Source organism: Glaciecola sp. SC05, assembly GCF_041380235.1.
Classification (GTDB): Bacteria; Pseudomonadota; Gammaproteobacteria; order Enterobacterales; family Alteromonadaceae; genus Glaciecola.
Genome location: NZ_JBGIYY010000003.1, coordinates 151,998 through 170,945, shown reverse-complemented (window position 1 = coordinate 170,945; position 18,948 = coordinate 151,998). Strand labels below are relative to the sequence as shown.

Below are 18,948 nucleotides of genomic sequence, written 5' to 3'. Positions count from 1 at the left end.
GGAGTTGTGATATGAGTCATGTACGTAAAAAAATGGTTGCTGGAAATTGGAAGATGAACGGCAATCGGGCGTTACTTGAACAATTTAAACAGCATTTAATCGTACCTGACAACACCGATGTTGTGCTATGTCCTCCCGCTGTTTATCTAGCGAATGCGGTCGGCAGTCACTACAAAGTAGGTGCCCAAAATATTAGTGAGCATGAAAAGGGTGCCCATACTGGCGATATATCATGCTCGATGTTAAACGATTTAGCCGTCCATTATGTGATCTTGGGTCACTCTGAGCGGCGTCAAGACCATAATGAAAGTAACGAACTTGTGGCTCAGAAAGTAAAGTGTGCCTTGAATGCCGGTCTCACGCCCATATTTTGTATTGGCGAACCTTTAGAAGTGAGAGAGTCAGGTGAGGTATTTGCTTTTGTTCAAGCGCAAATAGATGCGGTAGTAAATATTTGTGGTAATGAATTTTTTGAGAAAGCCGTAATTGCTTATGAGCCGATATGGGCAATAGGCACCGGTAAAACTGCTTCACCTGAACAAGCGCAGGAAGTGCATGCGTTTATAAGAACGCATTTGAGTAAGACAAATTCAGACGCTCAAAAGATGCAGATTTTATATGGTGGCAGTGTGAATGCAGATAATGCGGCTGAATTATTCGCACAGGCTGATATAGACGGTGGTCTTATTGGCGGTGCTAGTCTTAAAGTAGATGATTTTAATATAATTTGCCAAGCGGCAGGTTAAAAAGGAAAAACAATGTTATATGAAATTTTGTTAGTGTCTTACTTGGTGGTTGCATTGATGCTAATTGGGTTTGTGCTGATCCAACAAGGCAAGGGTGCAGACATGGGAGCATCATTCGGCGCTGGCGGTTCTAACACTGTATTTGGCTCAAGCGGTTCTGGCAATTTTATGACAAGAACTACGGCAGTGTTGGCCTCATTATTCTTTTTCATTAGTTTGATGATAGGCAGCATGTCGGTAAATAAAGAAGAAGCCGTGGACGGTTTCCAAAATATTGATATCCCAATCGAGCAGGTTATGCCAGTAGAGAGAGTCATTCCTTCTGATATTCCAAGCTCTGAATCTGTGCCTGCTTCTCCTGAAGATACTCCAGAGGCGGCGTCAGATATTCCAAATTAGTGTTAAGTAAAGTATTTGCGGAAGTGGTGGAATTGGTAGACACGCCATCTTGAGGGGGTGGTGGCTTAGGCCGTGGGGGTTCGAGTCCCCCTTTCCGCACCAATTTAAATAAAAAACGAAGCAATTGCTTCGTTTTTTTATGTTCGACTAGTCATACTAGAGCCTAACCTAGGGCCTCTATGATGACGCAGGTGCCTTTCTATTGCTCGCTTGGTGCGCTGCACTGATTGACTCAGTGCAGCATCGGCGCTGTTTGCACTATCGTATACCTCTATTTCATGCCCGGCTTGAAGATTTACCTTTACTGAGCAAACGATAGGCAGGTTGTTCTCGGTTTTTGGTTTGCGTGCTAGATTAATCTCGAACTTAGAAATAAGATTGGCAAAGCGAGTCAGCCCCAGGGACATGCGCGTATCTATTAAATCTCGCTCATGCTCACTCAAGGAAATGTTTGTTAACTTCAGTTTATATTCCATCTCAACTTCAATTTAGTCTTACCACGCTTAAAACATTATCAACTTAAAGTGAACGAATAAATTCGATTATATGTATAACACTTAATCGGAAAAACTGAGCTATACTCTTGGAAAGGAAAGTTTACTTGTCCTTGAATGTATCGATGATTTTAGAATCAGATGCGCGCTAAGCGCCAACAGTTGGGATATATCGGCGGACACCTATGGCAGAGAATTTAAATTATAAACACCTTCATTATTTTTGGGTAGTCGCAACAGAGGGTAGCATTGCTCGGGCAGCCGACAAGCTTTTTATCACGCCACAAACCATAAGCGGACAGCTCAGTATGCTGGAAGAGCGTATTGGCCAACCGCTGTTTGATAGAGTAGGCAGACGCTTGCGTTTAACCGAAACTGGACGCTTGGTCTTACGCTATGCAGATGACATTTTCGAACTGGGTAAAGAACTTACAGACGTATTAAGAGGCGCACCATTGGTAGGAACGTCAGAGTTCATTGTCAGTGCGGCTAGCGCCTTGCCAAAAACCATCGTATACAAAATTTTAGAACCAGCATTGTCGTTATCGCAAGAGGTCAGTTTAATGTGCAGAGAGGGCCCTGTTGAGACCATACTCGGTGAACTGGCTGTGCACGAAGTAGATATGGTATTGACCGACACGCCCTTATCTAGCGCTTTTAGTATCAAAGCCTACAATCACTATTTAGGGCAATCTGAATTATCTTTTTTTGCCGCCCCGTCGCTTGCCAAGAATTTGCGCGGACCGTTTCCTGCCTGCTTAAATGAAGCACCTGTGCTGTTGCCAACCAAACAAAATGCTATTCGTCAGCTATTTGATAAGTGGTGTCACGATGCGAATATATACCCGATAATAAGAGGCCAATATGATGACAGTGCGTTGATGAAATCATTTGGTAAAGCCGGCTTTGGAATATTCTTTATGCCTACCATCATTGAGGATGAGGTAAAGGATAACTTTGGCTTGGAAGTCATTGGTAGATTGTCAGACATCAAACAAAAATTTTATGCAATTTCAGCAGAAAGAAAGGTAACGCACCCAGCGGTTGCTGCAGTATGCAGCACGGCTCGAGATATAATTTTTAAATAGCGCAAAAGAAAATGTTAGGCAAGGGTCGGTCGCTTGCATTTAGCTTTAGGTTTTGACAGAGCTTCAATATGCAAGCTGTTGACTAATTCACGCTCTTTGCTCTGGGCCTTTAAACGGTAAGTTAGCGTTGCAAGGTCGCTGTTTGGTAAAGCGCGCAACCATTCGATATAGAATTGTGTGGCGCGCGCATTGCGCTTGAATCGACAGAAGCCTAAAAAAGCCATGCTTAATATCAAGTAACAAAATATTGCGATTCCCCAGGCAGGTTCTAATTGTCCAAAGCTTGCGGCTGTAATTGAAAGCAAGAGGCTAGTACAGGCGCTGTATAGCGTTAAATATTCTATGCTGCAGGGCCTTGCTCTAAAGTCTTTTATCGTCATAAGCGTCATAATAAATGCTCTGCTCCCCGCTAAAATTGACCGTGTTGGCGATACACACAGGATTCGATCTCGATAAAAATACTATCGACTACGTTAGAGACGCGGTGCAGATTAGCGTAGATACTTAGGTATTAATCGCGAATAAGATGCACCCGAACAAACAGCCCAATATCTACATAGCGCCGTCCATAAATTGTTTTTAAACGAAAAAATCCTATTATCGTGGTATTGAGTGAGACTTACCGCTATAATGCGTGCGCGATAAAAAGCTTATAAATCATAGATTAAATAAAGGATAGAGTGTGACTCCTATTACAAAAACATTTCAGTATGGTCAACATACTGTCACCTTAGAAACAGGTGTAATCGCCAGACAAGCTACAGCAGCTGTGATGGCAAGCATGGACGACACGGCAGTATTAGTTACTGTTGTGGGTAAAAAAGAAGCAAAAGCAGATCAAAACTTCTTTCCATTAACCGTAAATTATCAAGAAAAAACCTACGCAGCTGGTAAAATTCCTGGTGGATTTTTCAAGCGTGAAGGTCGTCCTTCTGAAAGCGAAACATTAACCTCTCGCTTAATCGATAGACCAATTCGTCCATTATTCCCAGATGGGTTTATGAATGAAGTACAAATCATCATTACCGTGCTTTCTGCTAATCCAGACATCCCTACTGATATAATTTCATTGATTGGTACCTCGGCTGCTCTAGCGATTTCAGGATTACCGTTTAACGGGCCTGTTGGTGCTGCGCGCGTTGGCTATATCAATAACGAATACGTATTAAATACTCGCGCCTCAGAAACTGCCGATAGTCAATTAGATTTAGTAGTTGCGGGTACTGAAAGCGCTGTATTGATGGTTGAATCAGAAGCGGACATATTGTCAGAAGACGTAATGTTAGGTGCCGTGGTATACGGACACGAGCAATCACAAACGGTTGTTAACGCGATAAGAGAGTTTGCTGCTGAAGTGAATACGCCCTCTTGGAACTGGGTTGCTCCTGTTGTAAACACAGATCTTAAAGACAAAGTAAAAGCAGCGGCCCTTGACGGAATGCTTGCGGCATATCAAATCTCTGACAAGTTAGAGCGTAAAGATGCTGTAACCGCTGTGACTGAAAAAACTATTGCCGATTTAATTGCAGCAGATGAAACGCTTGATGCAAAAGAAATCAGCGGTTTTTGTCATGAAATTGAAAGTGAAGCAGTACGCTCGCGTATTTTAGCCGGTGAAAAACGTATAGACGGACGTGATCCTCAAACCATCCGTGCCCTTGATATGGCTACAGGCCTGTTACCAAGAACACACGGTTCTGCCGTGTTTACGCGTGGTGAAACCCAAGCGATTGTGGTTGCAACTCTTGGTACTGAGCGTGACGCACAGATGATTGACGCACTTGGTGGTCGTGAAGATAGCCGCTTTATGCTGCATTACAACTTCCCTCCATACTGCGTCGGCGAGACGGGTTTTGTTGGTTCTCCTAAGCGTCGTGAGATTGGTCACGGTCGTTTGGCAAAACGCGGTATGCAGGCAGTAATGCCTTCAGCGGAAGAATTCCCATATGTAGTGCGTTTGGTATCTGAAATTACTGAGTCAAACGGTTCGTCTTCAATGGCTTCTGTTTGTGGTAGTTCACTAGCGCTTATGGATGCCGGTGTTCCGATTAAGGCATCTGTTGCAGGTATCGCAATGGGCTTAGTTAAATCTGACGAAAACTTTGTAGTACTTTCTGACATTCTGGGTGACGAAGATCATCTAGGTGACATGGACTTTAAAGTGGCGGGTACTACCAACGGTATTACCGCACTTCAAATGGACATCAAAATTGAAGGTATCACTAAAGAAATCATGCAGATTGCGCTTAAGCAAGCAAAAGAAGCGCGCTTACATATATTAGGCGTGATGGACGAAGCGATTTCGGGTCACCGCGATGAAATGTCTGAATACGCTCCGCGTATCTACATGATGAAAGTTGATCAAGACAAAATCCGTGACGTGATTGGTAAAGGTGGTGCAACCATCCGTTCAATTACTGAAGCGTCTGATACTAACATCGAGATTGAAGATGACGGTACCATCAAGATTTTTGCGACTGAAAAAGCCAAAGCCGATATTGCTATTGATCGTATCAAGCAAGTAACTGCAGAGCTCGAAGTAGGTGCTACTTATCATGGTAAAGTTATGCGCATCGTTGATTTTGGTGCATTTGTTGAAGTATTACCTGGCAAAGAAGGACTTGTACATATTTCACAAATCGCTCATGAACGCGTAAACAAAGTGACTGACCATTTGTCAGAAGGCCAAGCGGTTGATGTTAAAGTCATGGAAATTGATCGTCAAAATCGTGTACGTTTAAGTATCAAAGAATTGCTAGAAAAACCGCAAGCACCAGAAGCTAGCGGTAACGATAGCGAGTAAACTATTCAAACCGATTAAATGTATAAAAGGAGCCTAGTGGCTCCTTTTTTTTAAATAGAACAACAGGAAATATAAATGGATAAACAAACTCAAACAGAGCTAGAAGCAGCAGCATTTAGACGTCTGTTAAACCACTTAGATAAAAATAAAGACGTACAAAATATTGATTTGATGATCGTAGCCGATTTTTGTCGTAACTGTCTGTCAAAGTGGTATCTCGAAGAGGCACATACTCGTAATATTGATATGACAGATCCGGAAGCGCGCGAACATATTTATAAAATGCCTTATGCTGACTGGAAGGAGCACCACCAACTGCCAGCGACTGATGAACAGCAGGCGCAGTTTGAACTCCGTAAACAGCGAAAAAACGCTTAAACATTTCAAGCTCTAGGCATATTGCTGTTATTTGAGTACACTTATTGCGTCAGCTTTCAAAGTCTGTTTTGTTTTGCAGGCAATGCGGCAGTCATTGTTTATTCAAAAATTTAAAAAGGTTGTTTATAAGTGATTAATTTAGGCTCAGCGCGTCTTCTTGTTTTGCTAATGGTCGTTTTTGTGGGTGGCTGTAGCTCATCGCGTCAAGGCCCATCGGTAAATTCTTTATTGTTAGCCGAGCCCGAGCCAACCAGTCAACGTGCACAGCTTGTCATTGCTCGTTATACCCATATTTTGTATCAGGCTCCGCTGAATGAAGAAGAGCGAGCAGAGCTGTTGTTTCAAAGGGGAATTGCTTATGACTCTATTGGCTTAAAGAGTTTAGCTTTGCTCGATTACACTGAGGCACTGCGTCTAAAACCCGATATGGCTGAGGCGTATAACTCTGTGGGTGTGCACTATACTCAAGAAGGGCAGTTTCTTCAGGCTTATGAAGCCTTTGATTCCACCTTAGAAATCAATCCAGACTATCACTTTGCCTTACTCAACCGAGGCATTGCTTTGTATTATGGCGGCCGCAGTGAGCTCGCGGCGCAAGATACCTTAGCATTCTTAAACAAAGATGAGTCTGACCCTATTCGGGTGTTGTGGCATTATATTGCGGCTAGGCAGCTAAACGAAGTGAATGCTTTTGAGCAATTGGAAAGCCGTCGCAAGGAGCTAGATAATGACAAATGGTCTACCAGCTTAGTTGACTTTTATTTAGGCAAAGTCGATGAAGCAACGGTAGTCGCTGAGCTTATTATGGACGTGCAGTCTCAGACTGAGTTGAATAACCGCCTGTGTGAAGCGTATTTTTACTTAGGTAAGTATCACGCATATAGGGGCAATGTGGTAACTGCTGCAAATTATTTTAAGTTATCCTTAAGCACTAATGTCCATGAGTACGTTGAACATAAATATGCACGTATTGAACTGGCGAATATTCGCGCTTCAAGCCGTGCTAAAGATTAGATAAACAGATGCTTAAACGCTTTATCATAGCGCCGATTTGTATCTTGGTGCTGTTGATATCGGGCAGTGACAACGCTAGCTCATATCAGCTACTGTCTTTTGCGAATACTCTCAATAACTCTCAATCCCATCCTTTGTTATATAAAAGCGCAAGGCTAGGCAATCAAGAAGCCGCCAATACACTGTTGGTTTTGGCTGAAACCGATAAAGACAAGTATTGGTTAACGCAGATAGCATTACTTCCTTTTACACAATACTTGTTAGATATTGAAGAAAATGCTCAAACAACAAGCGATGTAAAGACTGAGCATTTGATATCACATGGGGCGTTTAAAACAATTAAATCTCAAGCGGCTTATGCGCTTGCCGTACACAGTAATAATGAGCGGGATAAAACGCGATGGTTTAGCTTTGCTTCAAACCTAAATCACCCTCAGAGCCAGTTTGAATTGTCCTTGTTGTTGAACAACAGGCAAGAGCGCTTGCGACTTCTTAAAAATTCAGCTCGCGAGGGCTATGTGCCGGCAGTGATTACATTAGCCAAATATTATCACCAACACGCTGCCAGTGTGCCTGCAGCTGATCAAGATTTGGATGTACTTGTTAATATTCGTGAAGAGAATCGCACCCTGGCCTTATATTGGCTCGAAAAGTCTTCTCAGTATGATGGCGCCAGTGCCTTTGATTTAGGGCTCTTATACTGGCAAATAGGTCAGGTAGAAGAGGCTAAGTCCTCCTTTATTCGCGCGGCGATGCTCGGTGTGGATAAAGCTCAAGACTACTTAGAAGTGCTAAGTAATCAGGCACAATCGAAGCTGACGGATATATTCGCTGCGAATGATGCACCAATGCGCCAGCTGCGAAAAACGTGGTGCAGCCAACAGCTCCAAGTTGTCGCGAGTTCTTTAGAAACCGTTGTGAGAGCCAATCAAATTAAACGACAGTTTGAACAAGATGAACGTTTTGAGGGGCTTTCGATTTGCATGAATCCAGTAGTCTGGCTGCCAAAAAATGTACTTGCTTGCAAGAATCAAGCTATTAACGCAAGAATTAATTGTGACTTAAAAGCCTTTGCTGAAGTCTTGAGGCCGCCAAACTTTACGCATTTAGTGGTAATTACGGATGCGGGCAAAGCATATGTGCAAAGAGGTGTTATGTACCTCGATCGTGCCGACGAATATTCGGTCTTTGTGCATGAGCTTGCGCATTTTGCGGGATTTGTTGACGAGTATGCATTGTCTAAACAAATGGCAAGCCTGCACTGCGGCTCACCCACAGCTCCCAATTTAATGGTTGAGAGTGAAGGGGGTGAATTGAATAATGTGAAGATGCTGAAATGGCAGGATGCTTCGACAGAAGCACTGAGCATTGCCCCAAGTAAAACTTGTCAGCGCTATGACAAAGCCGCTTATAAGCCAAGCACAGGTATTACCTTTCTTGAGCATCACGATACAGAAAATATTCCCAAGCTGTACCTTTCACTATGGCAACAACAGCTTGGCAAGGAATCAGAACGAATTGAAGCGGCTAATGAGTTGTTGCACGTGGCAAGAAATGCCAATCACGCTGAGGCAATTACACATTGGCAATATGTTCTCAGTTATTAGCCCATTAGACTACTGATTTGCAAGGGCTGCCTCTCTAAACCGTTCAGTCCACATTGCCGTTGCCCCGCAAATAGCCACAGGCATGACTATAAAATTCAGGATCGGAATCAGCGAAAACAAACTCACCATAAGTCCAAAACTAAAGCATGCTGGTTTTTGCTCTAATAACTGGCTGCGCATAGGTTTAAAGCCTATTTTGTGATTATCAAAAGGGTAGTCACAATACTGAATAGCCATCATCCATGCATTAAACATGAACCAGAGTACTTGCCCAACGAGGGGTAAGATGAAAAACAAAATCAAGAATCCAAGCGCTCTTGGAATAAAGTAGGCGAGCTTAGACATTTCCCGGCCTAGCGTTCTTGGTATATCTTTTACGGCATCGAAAAGGCCTTCATCGCCCAAATCTTGCTGCAGTAAATGACGTTCAACTTTTTCGCTGAGCAATCCATTAAACGGCGCGGCGATCCAATTGGCTAAGGTCCCAAAAAGAAGCGCAAAAACCAACAGAACAGTGATCACAGCGATAGGCCATAAAACAAAGATAAGCCCCTCTTTTAGCCATCCTAAAAAGTCAGGAATGAAGCCAATGATGTAATCTACGCCAAACTGAATGTAATCTAAGATAAAATAGAAAGCGATGGAGAATAGAATAATGTTAATAAACAGCGGCACAAAGACAAAACGCTTCAAGCCCTTTGTCCGAATTAATTCAAAACCTTGAAAAAAGTAACTCGCCCCACCTCTGTGTTCCATATTAACTGACTGCCTTTTTGTAAATATTCTTAAGCGCTTAGTATATCTGACTATGTCAAAAAAGAAATTTTCAATTGTTACGAAGTTTTTCTGCAATCAAACCCCTTTGCTTTGTTGCGCATGGGTAGCAATGCGCAGTATATTTATCTTATGTGTAGCTGAATCGATATTAATAATCTGCAGCGGTAAGGATGATGGGCGGCTAAAAGCATGCATCAAACAGTAAGCACCGAAATAAATGCGTTTAAAAAAAATTAAGCTAGCAGGGTTTAAGTCCTTTGTTGATCCAACTAGCATCCCATTCCCTGGCGATATGACGGCTGTGGTGGGCCCCAATGGCTGTGGAAAATCTAATGTCATTGATGCAGTGCGTTGGGTTTTAGGTGAAAGTTCCGCAAAGAATTTGCGTGGTGATTCGATGACTGATGTCATTTTTAATGGCTCAAGCGCTCGCAAGCCGGTTTCACAGTGTTCGGTTGAATTAGTGTTTGATAATAGCTCAGGTCGCATCGGTGGAGAGTTTGCCAATTACAGTGAATTGTCGGTCAAGCGCGTGGTAACCAAAGATGCGGTGTCTAGTTACCTGCTCAACGGCAGTAAATGTCGTCGCAGAGATATTACTGATTTATTTCTTGGCACCGGACTTGGCCCGCGTAGCTATGCCATTATAGAGCAGGGCATGATTTCTCGCCTGATAGAATCTAAGCCGCAAGAGCTAAGAGTCTTTATTGAAGAGGCCGCTGGGATCTCAAAATATAAAGAGCGCCGCAAAGAAACCTTAAGCAGAATTGCCCATACAAAAGATAACCTTCTGCGACTAGATGATGTTAGACAAGAGCTCGGCGATCAGCTTGCCAAACTCCAGCGACAGGCGGCTGCCGCTAATCGCTATAAAGAATTAAAAGCCCAAGAGCGTTCGCTTAAAGCGCAATTGGCCACATTGCGCTGGCTAGCCCAGTCAGAAATGTTGAAGCGGTCAGATGAGCTGATTGCCAACTTTCAAGCCGAATTAGATGGCTTGTTGTCGTCTAAACAGGGCGACGAATCAGGTTTACAAGCTTTGAAAAATGAACAGTCAATGACTAAGCAGGATTTGGCTGATTTACAGCAGCACATATACACTTTGGGTAATGACATTACTAAATTGGAGCAATCTCAGCTTTTTGCGCGTAAACGCGGGAATCAAATTCAGGCAGAAATTCAACATATCCGGCAGCAAAGCCACGAGTTTGAATTGCAGCTCAGCGCTATTGCACAGGAGCTCGATAGTACGCAAAGCAAAATCATAGATATTCAGCCAGACACTATTATATTACAGGAGCAGTTAGACGAACTGACTCACACTCAAGAGCAATATCAAGAGAAAAGTAAAGCCTTAGCAAGCGCGCTCAAACAGACCGAAGATCACTACTACCAGCTTAAACAAGGGCTCCAACTTAAACATAGTCAGCTACAGCAGACTCTTAGTCTGCAGCAGCGCACAGAGTCTCGTATTGCGGAATTGCAAACAGAGTTATCTGAGCTTACGCAGCATGAGCAAGACGCATCAGGTGAAGAAATTGCGCGTTTAGAGACTAAGCTACATGAACTTTCACACGAGATTAGCAAACTTCATCAGCAGCAATCAATGGCCACTAAGGCCAATGAAACCGCTGCGATAGCCCGTGAAACTGCCGATACACAATGCAAAGATGCTCAAACCGAAGTAATTAAAACTCAAGCTGAGCTACATGCACTAACTGAGCTACAAACCACCAATAGTGACAAGCTTGCTGATTACCTGAGCGCTCACTCTTTTTTGCCAAGTTGGCAAGCGTTTACTGCACAAAAAGGCTATGAGAAAGCACTAGAGACTGCCTTAGGATTATTTACAGACGCGATTGTGGTATCTCAACTTAGCCATGCTGCTATAGCAGCCGCAACAAAACACGGTACACAGCCGCTGTTTTTGGCCGATAAATTCGTATCACAGAAGCGGCAACAGTCGCTTGCTAGCTACGTTGAAGCATCATCTGTCCCCAGCGTTTTCAACGCAATTTTAATTGCCAAAGATAGCGCCGAAGCGATTGCCTTGTGTGATTCACTCAATCCTGGTGAGTACGTCATTTCTCTTGATGGTGAAATATTTGCAAAAGACTTGTATATATCGTCAGAAAAACCCACCGATGGCAAAACACTCAGGGCGGCCAGAATCGCAGTCTTACAAAAAAGCTTAGTGCACCAACAAACTCAATGTTCGCATATGCAAAATAGGCTAGAGCAAACAGAGCTAACTTTGCTAGAGACTCAGCAGCAAACGGCTGAACTGGCAAAGCTCCTTAATCAACAGCAAAATGCCCATGCTTTGCTCAGCCGAGATATTCATAGTGCCAAGGTTTTACAGTCAAAGAGAGACTTAAGAGTAGGGCGCATTGAAAGTGATATTGCCAATCAACAAGAGGCTCTATATCAGGAGCAAATGAGATGTGAAATATTGACGGCGGAGATTGAAGACGCAAGTATCGAGGTGTCTGAATGCGAAGCTAAGAAATTTGATGTAGATTCTGACAAACAGGGTGTTGATATTCAGCTTCAAGCGCTCAATAGCCAGCTTCAGCACACTCAGCAAAAGCTGTATCAACAAGCCTTGGAAAGCCAAGGACTGCAAAACAGTTTTCAAATTCTTCAAGAGCAACGAAAGAACAAACAAGAGCAAATTCAAGAAAACGAAGAAAAACTGCTATTACTCAAAGATGAGGCAGAAAATTTGCTGCTGCCCAGTGAGCAACAGCAGGAAAATCTCCAGCAAATGCTTAACGAAAAAGCAGCTTTAGAGCAGCGTCAAAATGAAAAACAACAGGTTCTTACTGAAATTGAAGAGCAAATCACAAATATAGAAAAGGGCCAAGTCGGCATCAACCAAAAGCTTGATCGTGTAAAAGCACAGATGGAAAGTGAAAGACTGCAGGCGCAAACCGCGATAGTAAAAGCACAGTCTTTTTTGGAACAGTTGGCCGAAATGAAAATTTTGGTGAAAGATGTACTTGAAGACCTACCTGACGACGCTCAGGAGTCAGCGTATCAAGATAGTTTAGAAAAAGTTCTTGGTAGTCTTTCTCGTTTAGGCGCGGTCAATTTAGCTGCTGTGGACGAATTTGATGAGCAGGCTAAGCGCAAGCAACATCTTGACGACCAAAACAACGATTTAAGCCAAGCTTTAGAAACCCTCGAAAATGCAATGCGCAAAATTGATAAAGAAACGCGCGCTCGTTTTAAACATACCTTTGACCAAGTTAATTCCGATTTGAAAATATTGTTTCCCAAGGTGTTTGGGGGTGGTTCGGCTTATCTGGATTTAACTGACGACGATCTTTTAGAGACAGGGGTCACGATAATGGCGAGACCGCCAGGGAAGAAAAATAGCACAATTGCGCTATTATCTGGTGGTGAAAAAGCCTTAACCGCACTATCATTAGTATTTGCGATATTTAGACTCAATCCTGCACCCTTTTGCTTACTAGATGAGGTTGATGCGCCATTAGATGATGCAAACGTGGGACGTTTCTGTAAACTAGTATCAGAGATGTCCAAAACTGTGCAGTTTATATACATTACGCATAACAAAGTCGCGATGGAAATGGCAACTCATTTAAGCGGTGTGACTATGGCAGAGCCCGGTGTGTCGCGGATGGTCGCTGTGGATATGGAAGAAGCCTTAGCTATCGCCGAATAATAACTAAAATATAGGACTGTAATGCAAGACGAACTCCGTATTACTTTTTTTGTGATTGGCATAGTATTTATTGTCGGCATATTAGTGCATGGCGCTTGGACTATTCGTAAAAACAAAAGACAAAGCAAGCCCAATAATTTTCAAGCAGGGAGATCTTACGAACCTCGTTTTGATGAGCAATACAGCGATGATGGCGACTACGCCGATGATGATATTGAGAATGTTTATGATGATGTGGGTGTTAGTCAAGCAAGGGTGATCAGCACCGGTAATATCACCTCCTCAGTCGCCAAAGGTGATGACACCAAACAAAACGGCGAGAATATTGATGATGCCACCATAACAAGCACGCCTTTATTGGTCGACGAAGACGAATTGCTAGATGGTGTTGAGGCAAAAAAACGAGTGATTATTGACGATCTCGCAGATATTTCCTCAGATGAACAAGAACCTATTCACAGCTCTCCGCTAACTAATAACGAAGGTGCTCATAAGGAATCTAACAATGCATCAAATGTGGCTAAATCAGCGCCATTATATTCAGGGGTAGTCACGCAGCCCAAACCCGGTTTTCATAAAGCAAACAAAAATCCAGATAGCACAAATGAAGAAACGGATATTCCTGAGCCACCTGAGTTTTTGTTAAGAAAGACTCCGGCGACTGCGGATCCTTCATTAAATGACTCACATGCGAATGAGCCTGCAAGTTCTGCTAGTGATGCAACTGAGCAAGAGCCCGCACCTGATTTTTCGTTAAATGTACAAGATGGCCCGGTCAAGCCCCAAGTTGTGAAAACAGAAGCTGGCAAGCAAGATAAGCCAGCTGGAGTAGAAAAAGAATTGAGCTTTGCTGAGCAAGCCAAACGCTTTGTTACCCGTCGCAAGAAAACCGTTGCTGAAAAAATTAGGAAAGAACCGAATGTAAAAGGTGCTAATGGTAGCAGCGATGAGCAAATGCGTATTGACTTTGAAAGCGCCGCCGCAAAAGGATCGGCATTTAATGAGCCTAAACTCGGCACTCCTCAAATTGGTGACGACGCTGTTTCAAATGCTAAAAAACCTGCACCGCAATCAGACGTTTTAGTATTAAATGTGAGGGCTAACGCAGAGAATCCCATCGGCGGCGCAGCGTTATTACCCATGTTATTAACTTTAGGCTTTAAATTTGGTGAGCATGATATTTTTCATCGACATGTGAATACCAATGGTAAAGGGCCAATACTGTTTAGTCTTACAAACATGTTTAAGCCTGGTGTATTTGACATCGACAATATCGAAAATTTCACAACCTTAGGCGTGTCTTTGTTTATGATGTTGCCCATTGAGGGCGAGGCTCAACAAGTGTTTAATATGATGCACAATGCAGCGCGTAAAATTTCAGAGGAGTTTGATTGTAAAATTCTCGACGGCAATAAAGTGCTGCTTTCTAAGCAAAGCCTGCAGCACTACTCCGAGCGTATCCGCGAATTTGAGCGCAGCCGTTTTAGTCGATAAAGCAAAGGCTACTTTTACTAGCCCTTGCTTTTTTATTCACTATTAATTTATTAGCTAAGTAAACAAAGTGACATGTCTGACACCTCTTTAGAAAACCAACATCAAAGTATCAAACAGCAGTTAGAAACGTTTGCATATCAATACTACGTGCTTGATGAACCAAGTGTGCCCGACGCTGAATACGACAGATTGATGCAGGCTCTGATTGAGATAGAGCGAAAACGTCCAGATTTAAAAACAGCAGATTCTCCTACGCAAAAAGTAGGGGGAGCAGTGTTAAGTAAGTTTGAGAGTGTTGCCCACGAAATTCCGATGTTGAGCTTAGACAATGGTTTTGAAGATGATGATTTAAAGGCCTTTGAGCAGCGCATACACGACCGTTTGAATATTAGTGAGCCCATCGAGTTTGCTTGCGAGCCTAAACTTGATGGGCTAGCGGTTTCCATCATGTACGAAAACGGCATACTCATTCGAGCCGCTACTCGTGGCGACGGCCAAACCGGTGAAAATATTACCGAGAACGTGAAAACCATTGCTAATGTGCCGCTTCGCCTGCTCGGTGATAATTTACCTCAACGCATGGAAGTACGCGGTGAAGTGTTTATGCCAAAGCATGGTTTTGAAACCCTCAATCAGACTCAAAAAGACAATGGCGCAAAAACCTTTGCGAATCCTCGAAATGCAGCGGCGGGCAGTTTAAGACAGCTAGACTCTAAAATCACCGCTTCTAGACCGTTACGGCTCTATGCATATTCGGTCGGAGTAGTTGAAGGGGGGGAAATCGAGGCTGCTGATACACACTCCAAGCGCTTAATGGCTTTAGCGAAAATGGGATTACCGCTTTGCAAAGAAACCGACACTGTAGTTGGCGCGCAAGCCTGTGTTGATTATTTTAATAAGATTGGACGCCTGCGAGACCAACTCAGTTACGACATCGATGGTGTCGTGTTCAAGGTGAACAATTTAGCTTTGCAGGGACGTTTAGGCTTTGTTTCAAAAGCTCCGCGGTGGGCATTAGCACAAAAATTCCCTGCTCAAGAAGAGCTTACGGTGCTCAATGATGTTGAGTTTCAAGTTGGTAGAACCGGTGCCATTACGCCTGTAGCTCGACTGCAACCGGTGTTTGTAGGTGGCGTGACAGTTTCAAACGCAACCCTTCATAATCAAGATGAAATCAATCGTTTAGGCGTAATGATTGGCGACACAGTTATCATCAGGCGAGCCGGTGACGTGATCCCACAGGTGGTATCGGTTGTGCTTGAAAAGCGCCCCGCGGAGGCTCATCACATCGTTTTTCCTGAACATTGCCCAGTCTGTGAGTCGCACGTTGAAAAAATCGACTCCGAAGCGGTAGCGCGCTGTACGGGTGGTTTAGTATGTTCTGCCCAGCGCAAAGAGGCGATTAAACACTTTGCTTCTCGCAAGGCCCTAGACATCGATGGACTGGGCGATAAACTGGTAGAACAAATGGTTGAACAAGGATTGATTCTTAACCCTGCCGACTTATTTCATCTAGATCTTGCTCGGCTGTGCTCGCTAGACAGATTTGGAGACAAGTCTGCGGTGAATTTACTGCGGGCCTTAGACACCGCAAAGAATACTACCCTCGCCAAGTTTTTGTATTCATTAGGCATACGAGAAGTAGGTGAGGCAACAGCGCGCAACCTAGCGCTTCATTTTTTGACCTTAGAAAATGTAGTAGCCGCAGATAAAGAATCTTTGATCGAAGTACAAGACGTGGGCGAAATAGTTGCCAATCATATTTATGAGTTTATGCGAGAGCCTGCCAATATCGAGATAATCGAGAAGTTGGTCGCATCGGGTGTGAAATGGCCCAAGATTGAAATTGCCCCTGCTGATCAACAACCTTTTGCAGGCAAAACGATAGTGCTCACCGGTACACTTTCGCAAATGGGCAGAAGCGAAGCAAAAGCGAAACTTCAGGAACTTGGTGCAAAAGTGTCGAGCAGTGTTTCTGCAAAAACAGATTTATTAGTCGCTGGTGAAAAGGCGGGTTCAAAACTCAGCAAGGCCACGGAACTTGGTATTGAAATCTGGGATGAGCAAGCTTTAGTTGATTTTTTAAAGACTAGAGATTAAGTGTTTAATCCTGCCTTAATTAAGTCAATTACAGTATTCATTCGTTTGGCAAGTGGTCTATTGCGGTGATAGCACACATAAATTTGTTCACTAATTGGATTAAGCAAATGGTGCGTTTTTATAAGCTTAGGTTTATTAAATGCGCTTACAGCGTTCGCGGGTAGAACGGTAAAACCCAAGCCTAGACTGACGGGCTCCAGTATCAAACTAATTTGATTGGAAAATCCAGTCTGCTTTATTTGGTCAATATGTTCAAACTCTGGGTAGTTTTCGCTAAGGAGTAACTGTGCATGATGTTTAGCATCCGGGTGTGCAATAAAACCTAAATTGCATAACGTTTGCCATTTTGGTGTCTCAATGTTGCTGGGTGTAACTAATAATAATTGTTCTGTTCCTATTTTTTGGCTAGTCACTTCAATAAGCGAAGGCGCATGCGTTAAAAATCCGATATCGACGCTATGGTTAGCAACCGCTTCTTCAATCCTTATATTTGGCGCGAAACGGTAGTCTATAATAAGCCCTGTATGTCGAGTTTGTAGTGCCAGTAATAGGCTGTAAAATTGCAAACCGCAGCTACCCGGTGACTGTATTTTTATTAAACCGCTAGTAGGCGAATCATCTATTAATTGTTGCTCTAAAAACTGCCAATCTTTTAGTAATACACTTCCCTTCTGATATAGATTTTGTCCATGTACTGTAAGCGAAAACTTTTTTCCGTGGCGCTCAAGCAGTGCACAATTCACTTGTTGTTCTAATTTTTTAATATGTTGGCTCACACCTGACTGCGTCATATGCAAACGCTCAGCCGTATGAGTAAAGTGGTTTATCTCAACCAGCGTACAAAACGTATTCAACCATATTGGATTTATCATTACAAAGCGTACTCATAAATATAATTATTGATAATTTAACTTGATGGTAATCGTTTAGTAAGATGATTGCATCAAGTAAGTAAACCTTAAATAGGACGCACTAATATGAATCAGGTATATCCACGAAGTTTTTCGCACATCGGCATTTCTGTTCCAAACGTTGAGAAAGCTGTAGAGTTTTATACTAAAGTTATGGGTTGGTACACCATAATGCAGCCAACCTTAATCACTGAAGATGACAGCCCAATTGGAAAAATGTGCACAGAGGTCTTTGGTGAAAAATGGGAAAAATTTAAAATTGCGCACCTCTCTACAGGTGACCGTATAGGCGTTGAAATTTTTGAATTTAAAAACCAAGAAAACCCAGAAAACAACTTTGAGTATTGGAAAACGGGTATCTTTCATTTTTGTGTACAAGACCCAGATGTAGAAGGCTTAGCGGAGCGCATTGTTGAGGCGGGCGGTAAAAGGCGCATGCAAGTACCGCGCTACTATTACCCTGGTGAAAAGCCATATCGCATGATTTATATGGAAGACCCATTTGGCAACATTCTTGAAATTTACAGCCACAGCTATGAGCTTATTTACAGCGCAGGTGCTTACTAAATTTTTACCGTTTAGCATTGCAAAAGAGTAAAGCCGGAGTGCGAACTTCAGATACCATGGACCCGAGGAGTATTTGTAATTCTTTCCGGTTTTATTGAAAAGGACTGTTTTTTGATTTTCGGGGAGGAGTGGGGAGGTTGCCGCCTGCGCGGTAATGAAGCAGGATGAATCAATATCCAAGGGGATTTCAACAGCAGGAAAATAACTAAAACAGCCCTTTAGCCATTAAACTATGATGCTTTTTTTGTCGTTGTATGTCGCGGTCGATCATGGAGCCGGTTTGACCAGTTAGGGGCTCTAGTTGCTTCTTGAGCGCTAGAGTTTGTAAGATTTTCTGGCCCTCCAAGCCTTATTGACTGACCAGCGCCAAATGGCGTCCAAGCCAAAATAACCAATCAGACCTGCAACCACCGAACAAATAAAGCACCCAAGTAAAAAAGCCGGGCCCATAGTGTGCAGTGATTCAAATACCCAACGCCAACTTAACTCGAAGTGAAATGTCGACATTTCAGTCCCAAGTACAGTACTCCCCACCAAATAAGCACCGTAGAATATAGCTGGCATAGTAAAGGGGTTAGTGATCCAGACGGTGGCGATAGAGAGCGGTAAATTTACCCTAAGAACAATAGCAGCAGCTGATGACAATATCATTTGAAAGGGTACTGGCCAAAACGCAAAAAACAAGCCTAAGCCAAACGCACCCTTTGCAGAGCGTCTATTTAAATGCCACAGATTTGGGTCGTGTAAGAGTGTACCGAAGATTTTCAACGATCTATTCGTTTTCACAGTGTTGTGATCAGGGAGAAACCGTTTAATAAATTTTCTTGGCATAATAGTCTAAAGTGTCGGGGCTTGTATTGATATCAACAGACAAAGCGC

Annotated in this window: 16 protein-coding genes and 1 tRNA gene; 12 read left to right on the top strand and 5 right to left on the bottom strand. The window is 43.1% G+C overall.

Going from position 1 to position 18,948, the window contains the following annotated elements; all coding sequences use genetic code 11:
* The first annotated feature begins 11 nt into the window (after window positions 1–11).
* The 3 genes from tpiA (at window position 12) to AB9H30_RS04020 (ending at window position 1,247) form a co-directional block, all read left to right on the top strand.
* Window positions 12–746 carry a triose-phosphate isomerase gene (gene tpiA / locus AB9H30_RS04030; RefSeq protein ID WP_371193360.1) on the top strand — a complete coding sequence of 245 codons (735 nt, stop codon included), beginning with the start codon at window positions 12–14 and terminating at the stop codon, window positions 744–746.
* A gap of 12 nt (window positions 747–758) precedes the next feature.
* A complete protein-coding gene (gene secG, locus AB9H30_RS04025; RefSeq protein ID WP_371193359.1) occupies window positions 759–1,145 on the top strand; it encodes a preprotein translocase subunit SecG in 387 nt (128 codons plus the stop codon).
* A gap of 17 nt (window positions 1,146–1,162) precedes the next feature.
* Window positions 1,163–1,247 (top strand) — tRNA-Leu (locus AB9H30_RS04020).
* A 35-nt stretch (window positions 1,248–1,282) separates the two neighbouring features.
* On the opposite strand, the gene AB9H30_RS04015 is transcribed toward AB9H30_RS04020, so the two are convergent.
* A complete protein-coding gene (locus AB9H30_RS04015; protein WP_371193358.1) occupies window positions 1,283–1,621 on the bottom strand; it encodes an HPF/RaiA family ribosome-associated protein in 339 nt (112 codons plus the stop codon).
* 203 nt (window positions 1,622–1,824) lie between these two features.
* Here AB9H30_RS04015 and nhaR point away from each other — a divergent pair, with 203 nt between their 5' ends.
* Complete coding sequence (nhaR, locus tag AB9H30_RS04010; protein WP_371193357.1) at window positions 1,825–2,727, top strand: transcriptional activator NhaR; 903 nt, start codon at window positions 1,825–1,827, stop codon at window positions 2,725–2,727.
* A gap of 14 nt (window positions 2,728–2,741) precedes the next feature.
* On the opposite strand, the gene AB9H30_RS04005 is transcribed toward nhaR, so the two are convergent.
* Window positions 2,742–3,116 carry a hypothetical protein gene (locus tag AB9H30_RS04005; protein WP_371193356.1) on the bottom strand — a complete coding sequence of 125 codons (375 nt, stop codon included), beginning with the start codon at window positions 3,114–3,116 and terminating at the stop codon, window positions 2,742–2,744.
* A gap of 293 nt (window positions 3,117–3,409) precedes the next feature.
* On the opposite strand from AB9H30_RS04005, the gene pnp reads away from it, so the two are divergent.
* The 4 genes from pnp to AB9H30_RS03985 all read left to right on the top strand — a co-directional run bounded on the left by pnp (window position 3,410) and on the right by AB9H30_RS03985 (window position 8,529).
* Complete coding sequence (gene pnp / locus AB9H30_RS04000; RefSeq protein ID WP_371193355.1) at window positions 3,410–5,530, top strand: polyribonucleotide nucleotidyltransferase; 2,121 nt, start codon at window positions 3,410–3,412, stop codon at window positions 5,528–5,530.
* Between the two features lie 75 nt (window positions 5,531–5,605).
* Window positions 5,606–5,908: a DUF1244 domain-containing protein gene (locus tag AB9H30_RS03995; protein ID WP_371193354.1), complete on the top strand. Its 303-nt coding sequence runs from the start codon at window positions 5,606–5,608 to the stop codon at window positions 5,906–5,908.
* Window positions 5,909–6,040: 132 nt separating this feature from the next.
* Window positions 6,041–6,922, top strand: a complete 882-nt coding sequence (gene nlpI, locus AB9H30_RS03990) for a lipoprotein NlpI (protein WP_371193477.1) — start codon at window positions 6,041–6,043, stop codon at window positions 6,920–6,922.
* Between the two features lie 8 nt (window positions 6,923–6,930).
* Window positions 6,931–8,529 (top strand): hypothetical protein, encoded by a 1,599-nt coding sequence (locus AB9H30_RS03985; RefSeq protein WP_371193353.1) that lies wholly within the window; start codon window positions 6,931–6,933, stop codon window positions 8,527–8,529.
* A 9-nt stretch (window positions 8,530–8,538) separates the two neighbouring features.
* Here AB9H30_RS03985 and cysZ read toward each other — a convergent pair whose 3' ends face one another.
* The gene (gene cysZ, locus AB9H30_RS03980; RefSeq protein WP_371193352.1) at window positions 8,539–9,285 is read right to left on the bottom strand and encodes a sulfate transporter CysZ; all 747 of its coding nucleotides are present in this window, start codon (window positions 9,283–9,285) and stop codon (window positions 8,539–8,541) included.
* A gap of 238 nt (window positions 9,286–9,523) precedes the next feature.
* Between cysZ and smc the strand changes: the two genes are divergently transcribed.
* From smc to ligA, 3 genes are all read left to right on the top strand, one after another.
* The gene (gene smc, locus AB9H30_RS03975) at window positions 9,524–12,997 is read left to right on the top strand and encodes a chromosome segregation protein SMC (RefSeq protein WP_371193351.1); all 3,474 of its coding nucleotides are present in this window, start codon (window positions 9,524–9,526) and stop codon (window positions 12,995–12,997) included.
* Between the two features lie 21 nt (window positions 12,998–13,018).
* Complete coding sequence (gene zipA, locus AB9H30_RS03970) at window positions 13,019–14,491, top strand: cell division protein ZipA (protein WP_371193350.1); 1,473 nt, start codon at window positions 13,019–13,021, stop codon at window positions 14,489–14,491.
* A 72-nt stretch (window positions 14,492–14,563) separates the two neighbouring features.
* Complete coding sequence (gene ligA / locus AB9H30_RS03965) at window positions 14,564–16,591, top strand: NAD-dependent DNA ligase LigA (protein WP_371193349.1); 2,028 nt, start codon at window positions 14,564–14,566, stop codon at window positions 16,589–16,591.
* Here ligA and AB9H30_RS03960 read toward each other — a convergent pair.
* Entirely contained in the window at window positions 16,588–17,463 is an 876-nt protein-coding gene (locus AB9H30_RS03960) for a LysR family transcriptional regulator (RefSeq protein ID WP_371193348.1), read from the bottom strand. The two genes, ligA and AB9H30_RS03960, sit on opposite strands and share 4 nt — an antisense overlap.
* 105 nt (window positions 17,464–17,568) lie before the next feature.
* Here AB9H30_RS03960 and AB9H30_RS03955 point away from each other — a divergent pair, with 105 nt between their 5' ends.
* On the top strand, window positions 17,569–18,069 hold the full coding sequence (locus tag AB9H30_RS03955) for a lactoylglutathione lyase family protein (protein WP_371193347.1): 501 nt from the start codon (window positions 17,569–17,571) through the stop codon (window positions 18,067–18,069).
* A 315-nt stretch (window positions 18,070–18,384) separates the two neighbouring features.
* Here AB9H30_RS03955 and AB9H30_RS03950 read toward each other — a convergent pair whose 3' ends face one another.
* Window positions 18,385–18,900, bottom strand: coding sequence for a DUF2062 domain-containing protein (locus AB9H30_RS03950; protein WP_371193346.1), 516 nt, complete (start codon window positions 18,898–18,900; stop codon window positions 18,385–18,387).
* Window positions 18,901–18,948: the final 48 nt, after the last annotated feature.

Coding starts and splice junctions, on each gene's coding strand:
- tpiA (WP_371193360.1), top strand. CDS start 12: ATGAGTCATGTACGTAAAAAAATGGTTGCTGGAAATTGGAAGATGAAC.
- secG (WP_371193359.1), top strand. CDS start 759: ATGTTATATGAAATTTTGTTAGTGTCTTACTTGGTGGTTGCATTGATG.
- AB9H30_RS04015 (WP_371193358.1), bottom strand. CDS start 1,621: ATGGAATATAAACTGAAGTTAACAAACATTTCCTTGAGTGAGCATGAG.
- nhaR (WP_371193357.1), top strand. CDS start 1,825: ATGGCAGAGAATTTAAATTATAAACACCTTCATTATTTTTGGGTAGTC.
- AB9H30_RS04005 (WP_371193356.1), bottom strand. CDS start 3,116: ATGACGCTTATGACGATAAAAGACTTTAGAGCAAGGCCCTGCAGCATA.
- AB9H30_RS03995 (WP_371193354.1), top strand. CDS start 5,606: ATGGATAAACAAACTCAAACAGAGCTAGAAGCAGCAGCATTTAGACGT.
- AB9H30_RS03985 (WP_371193353.1), top strand. CDS start 6,931: ATGCTTAAACGCTTTATCATAGCGCCGATTTGTATCTTGGTGCTGTTG.
- cysZ (WP_371193352.1), bottom strand. CDS start 9,285: ATGGAACACAGAGGTGGGGCGAGTTACTTTTTTCAAGGTTTTGAATTA.
- smc (WP_371193351.1), top strand. CDS start 9,524: ATGCGTTTAAAAAAAATTAAGCTAGCAGGGTTTAAGTCCTTTGTTGAT.
- zipA (WP_371193350.1), top strand. CDS start 13,019: ATGCAAGACGAACTCCGTATTACTTTTTTTGTGATTGGCATAGTATTT.
- ligA (WP_371193349.1), top strand. CDS start 14,564: ATGTCTGACACCTCTTTAGAAAACCAACATCAAAGTATCAAACAGCAG.
- AB9H30_RS03960 (WP_371193348.1), bottom strand. CDS start 17,463: ATGATAAATCCAATATGGTTGAATACGTTTTGTACGCTGGTTGAGATA.
- AB9H30_RS03955 (WP_371193347.1), top strand. CDS start 17,569: ATGAATCAGGTATATCCACGAAGTTTTTCGCACATCGGCATTTCTGTT.
- AB9H30_RS03950 (WP_371193346.1), bottom strand. CDS start 18,900: ATGCCAAGAAAATTTATTAAACGGTTTCTCCCTGATCACAACACTGTG.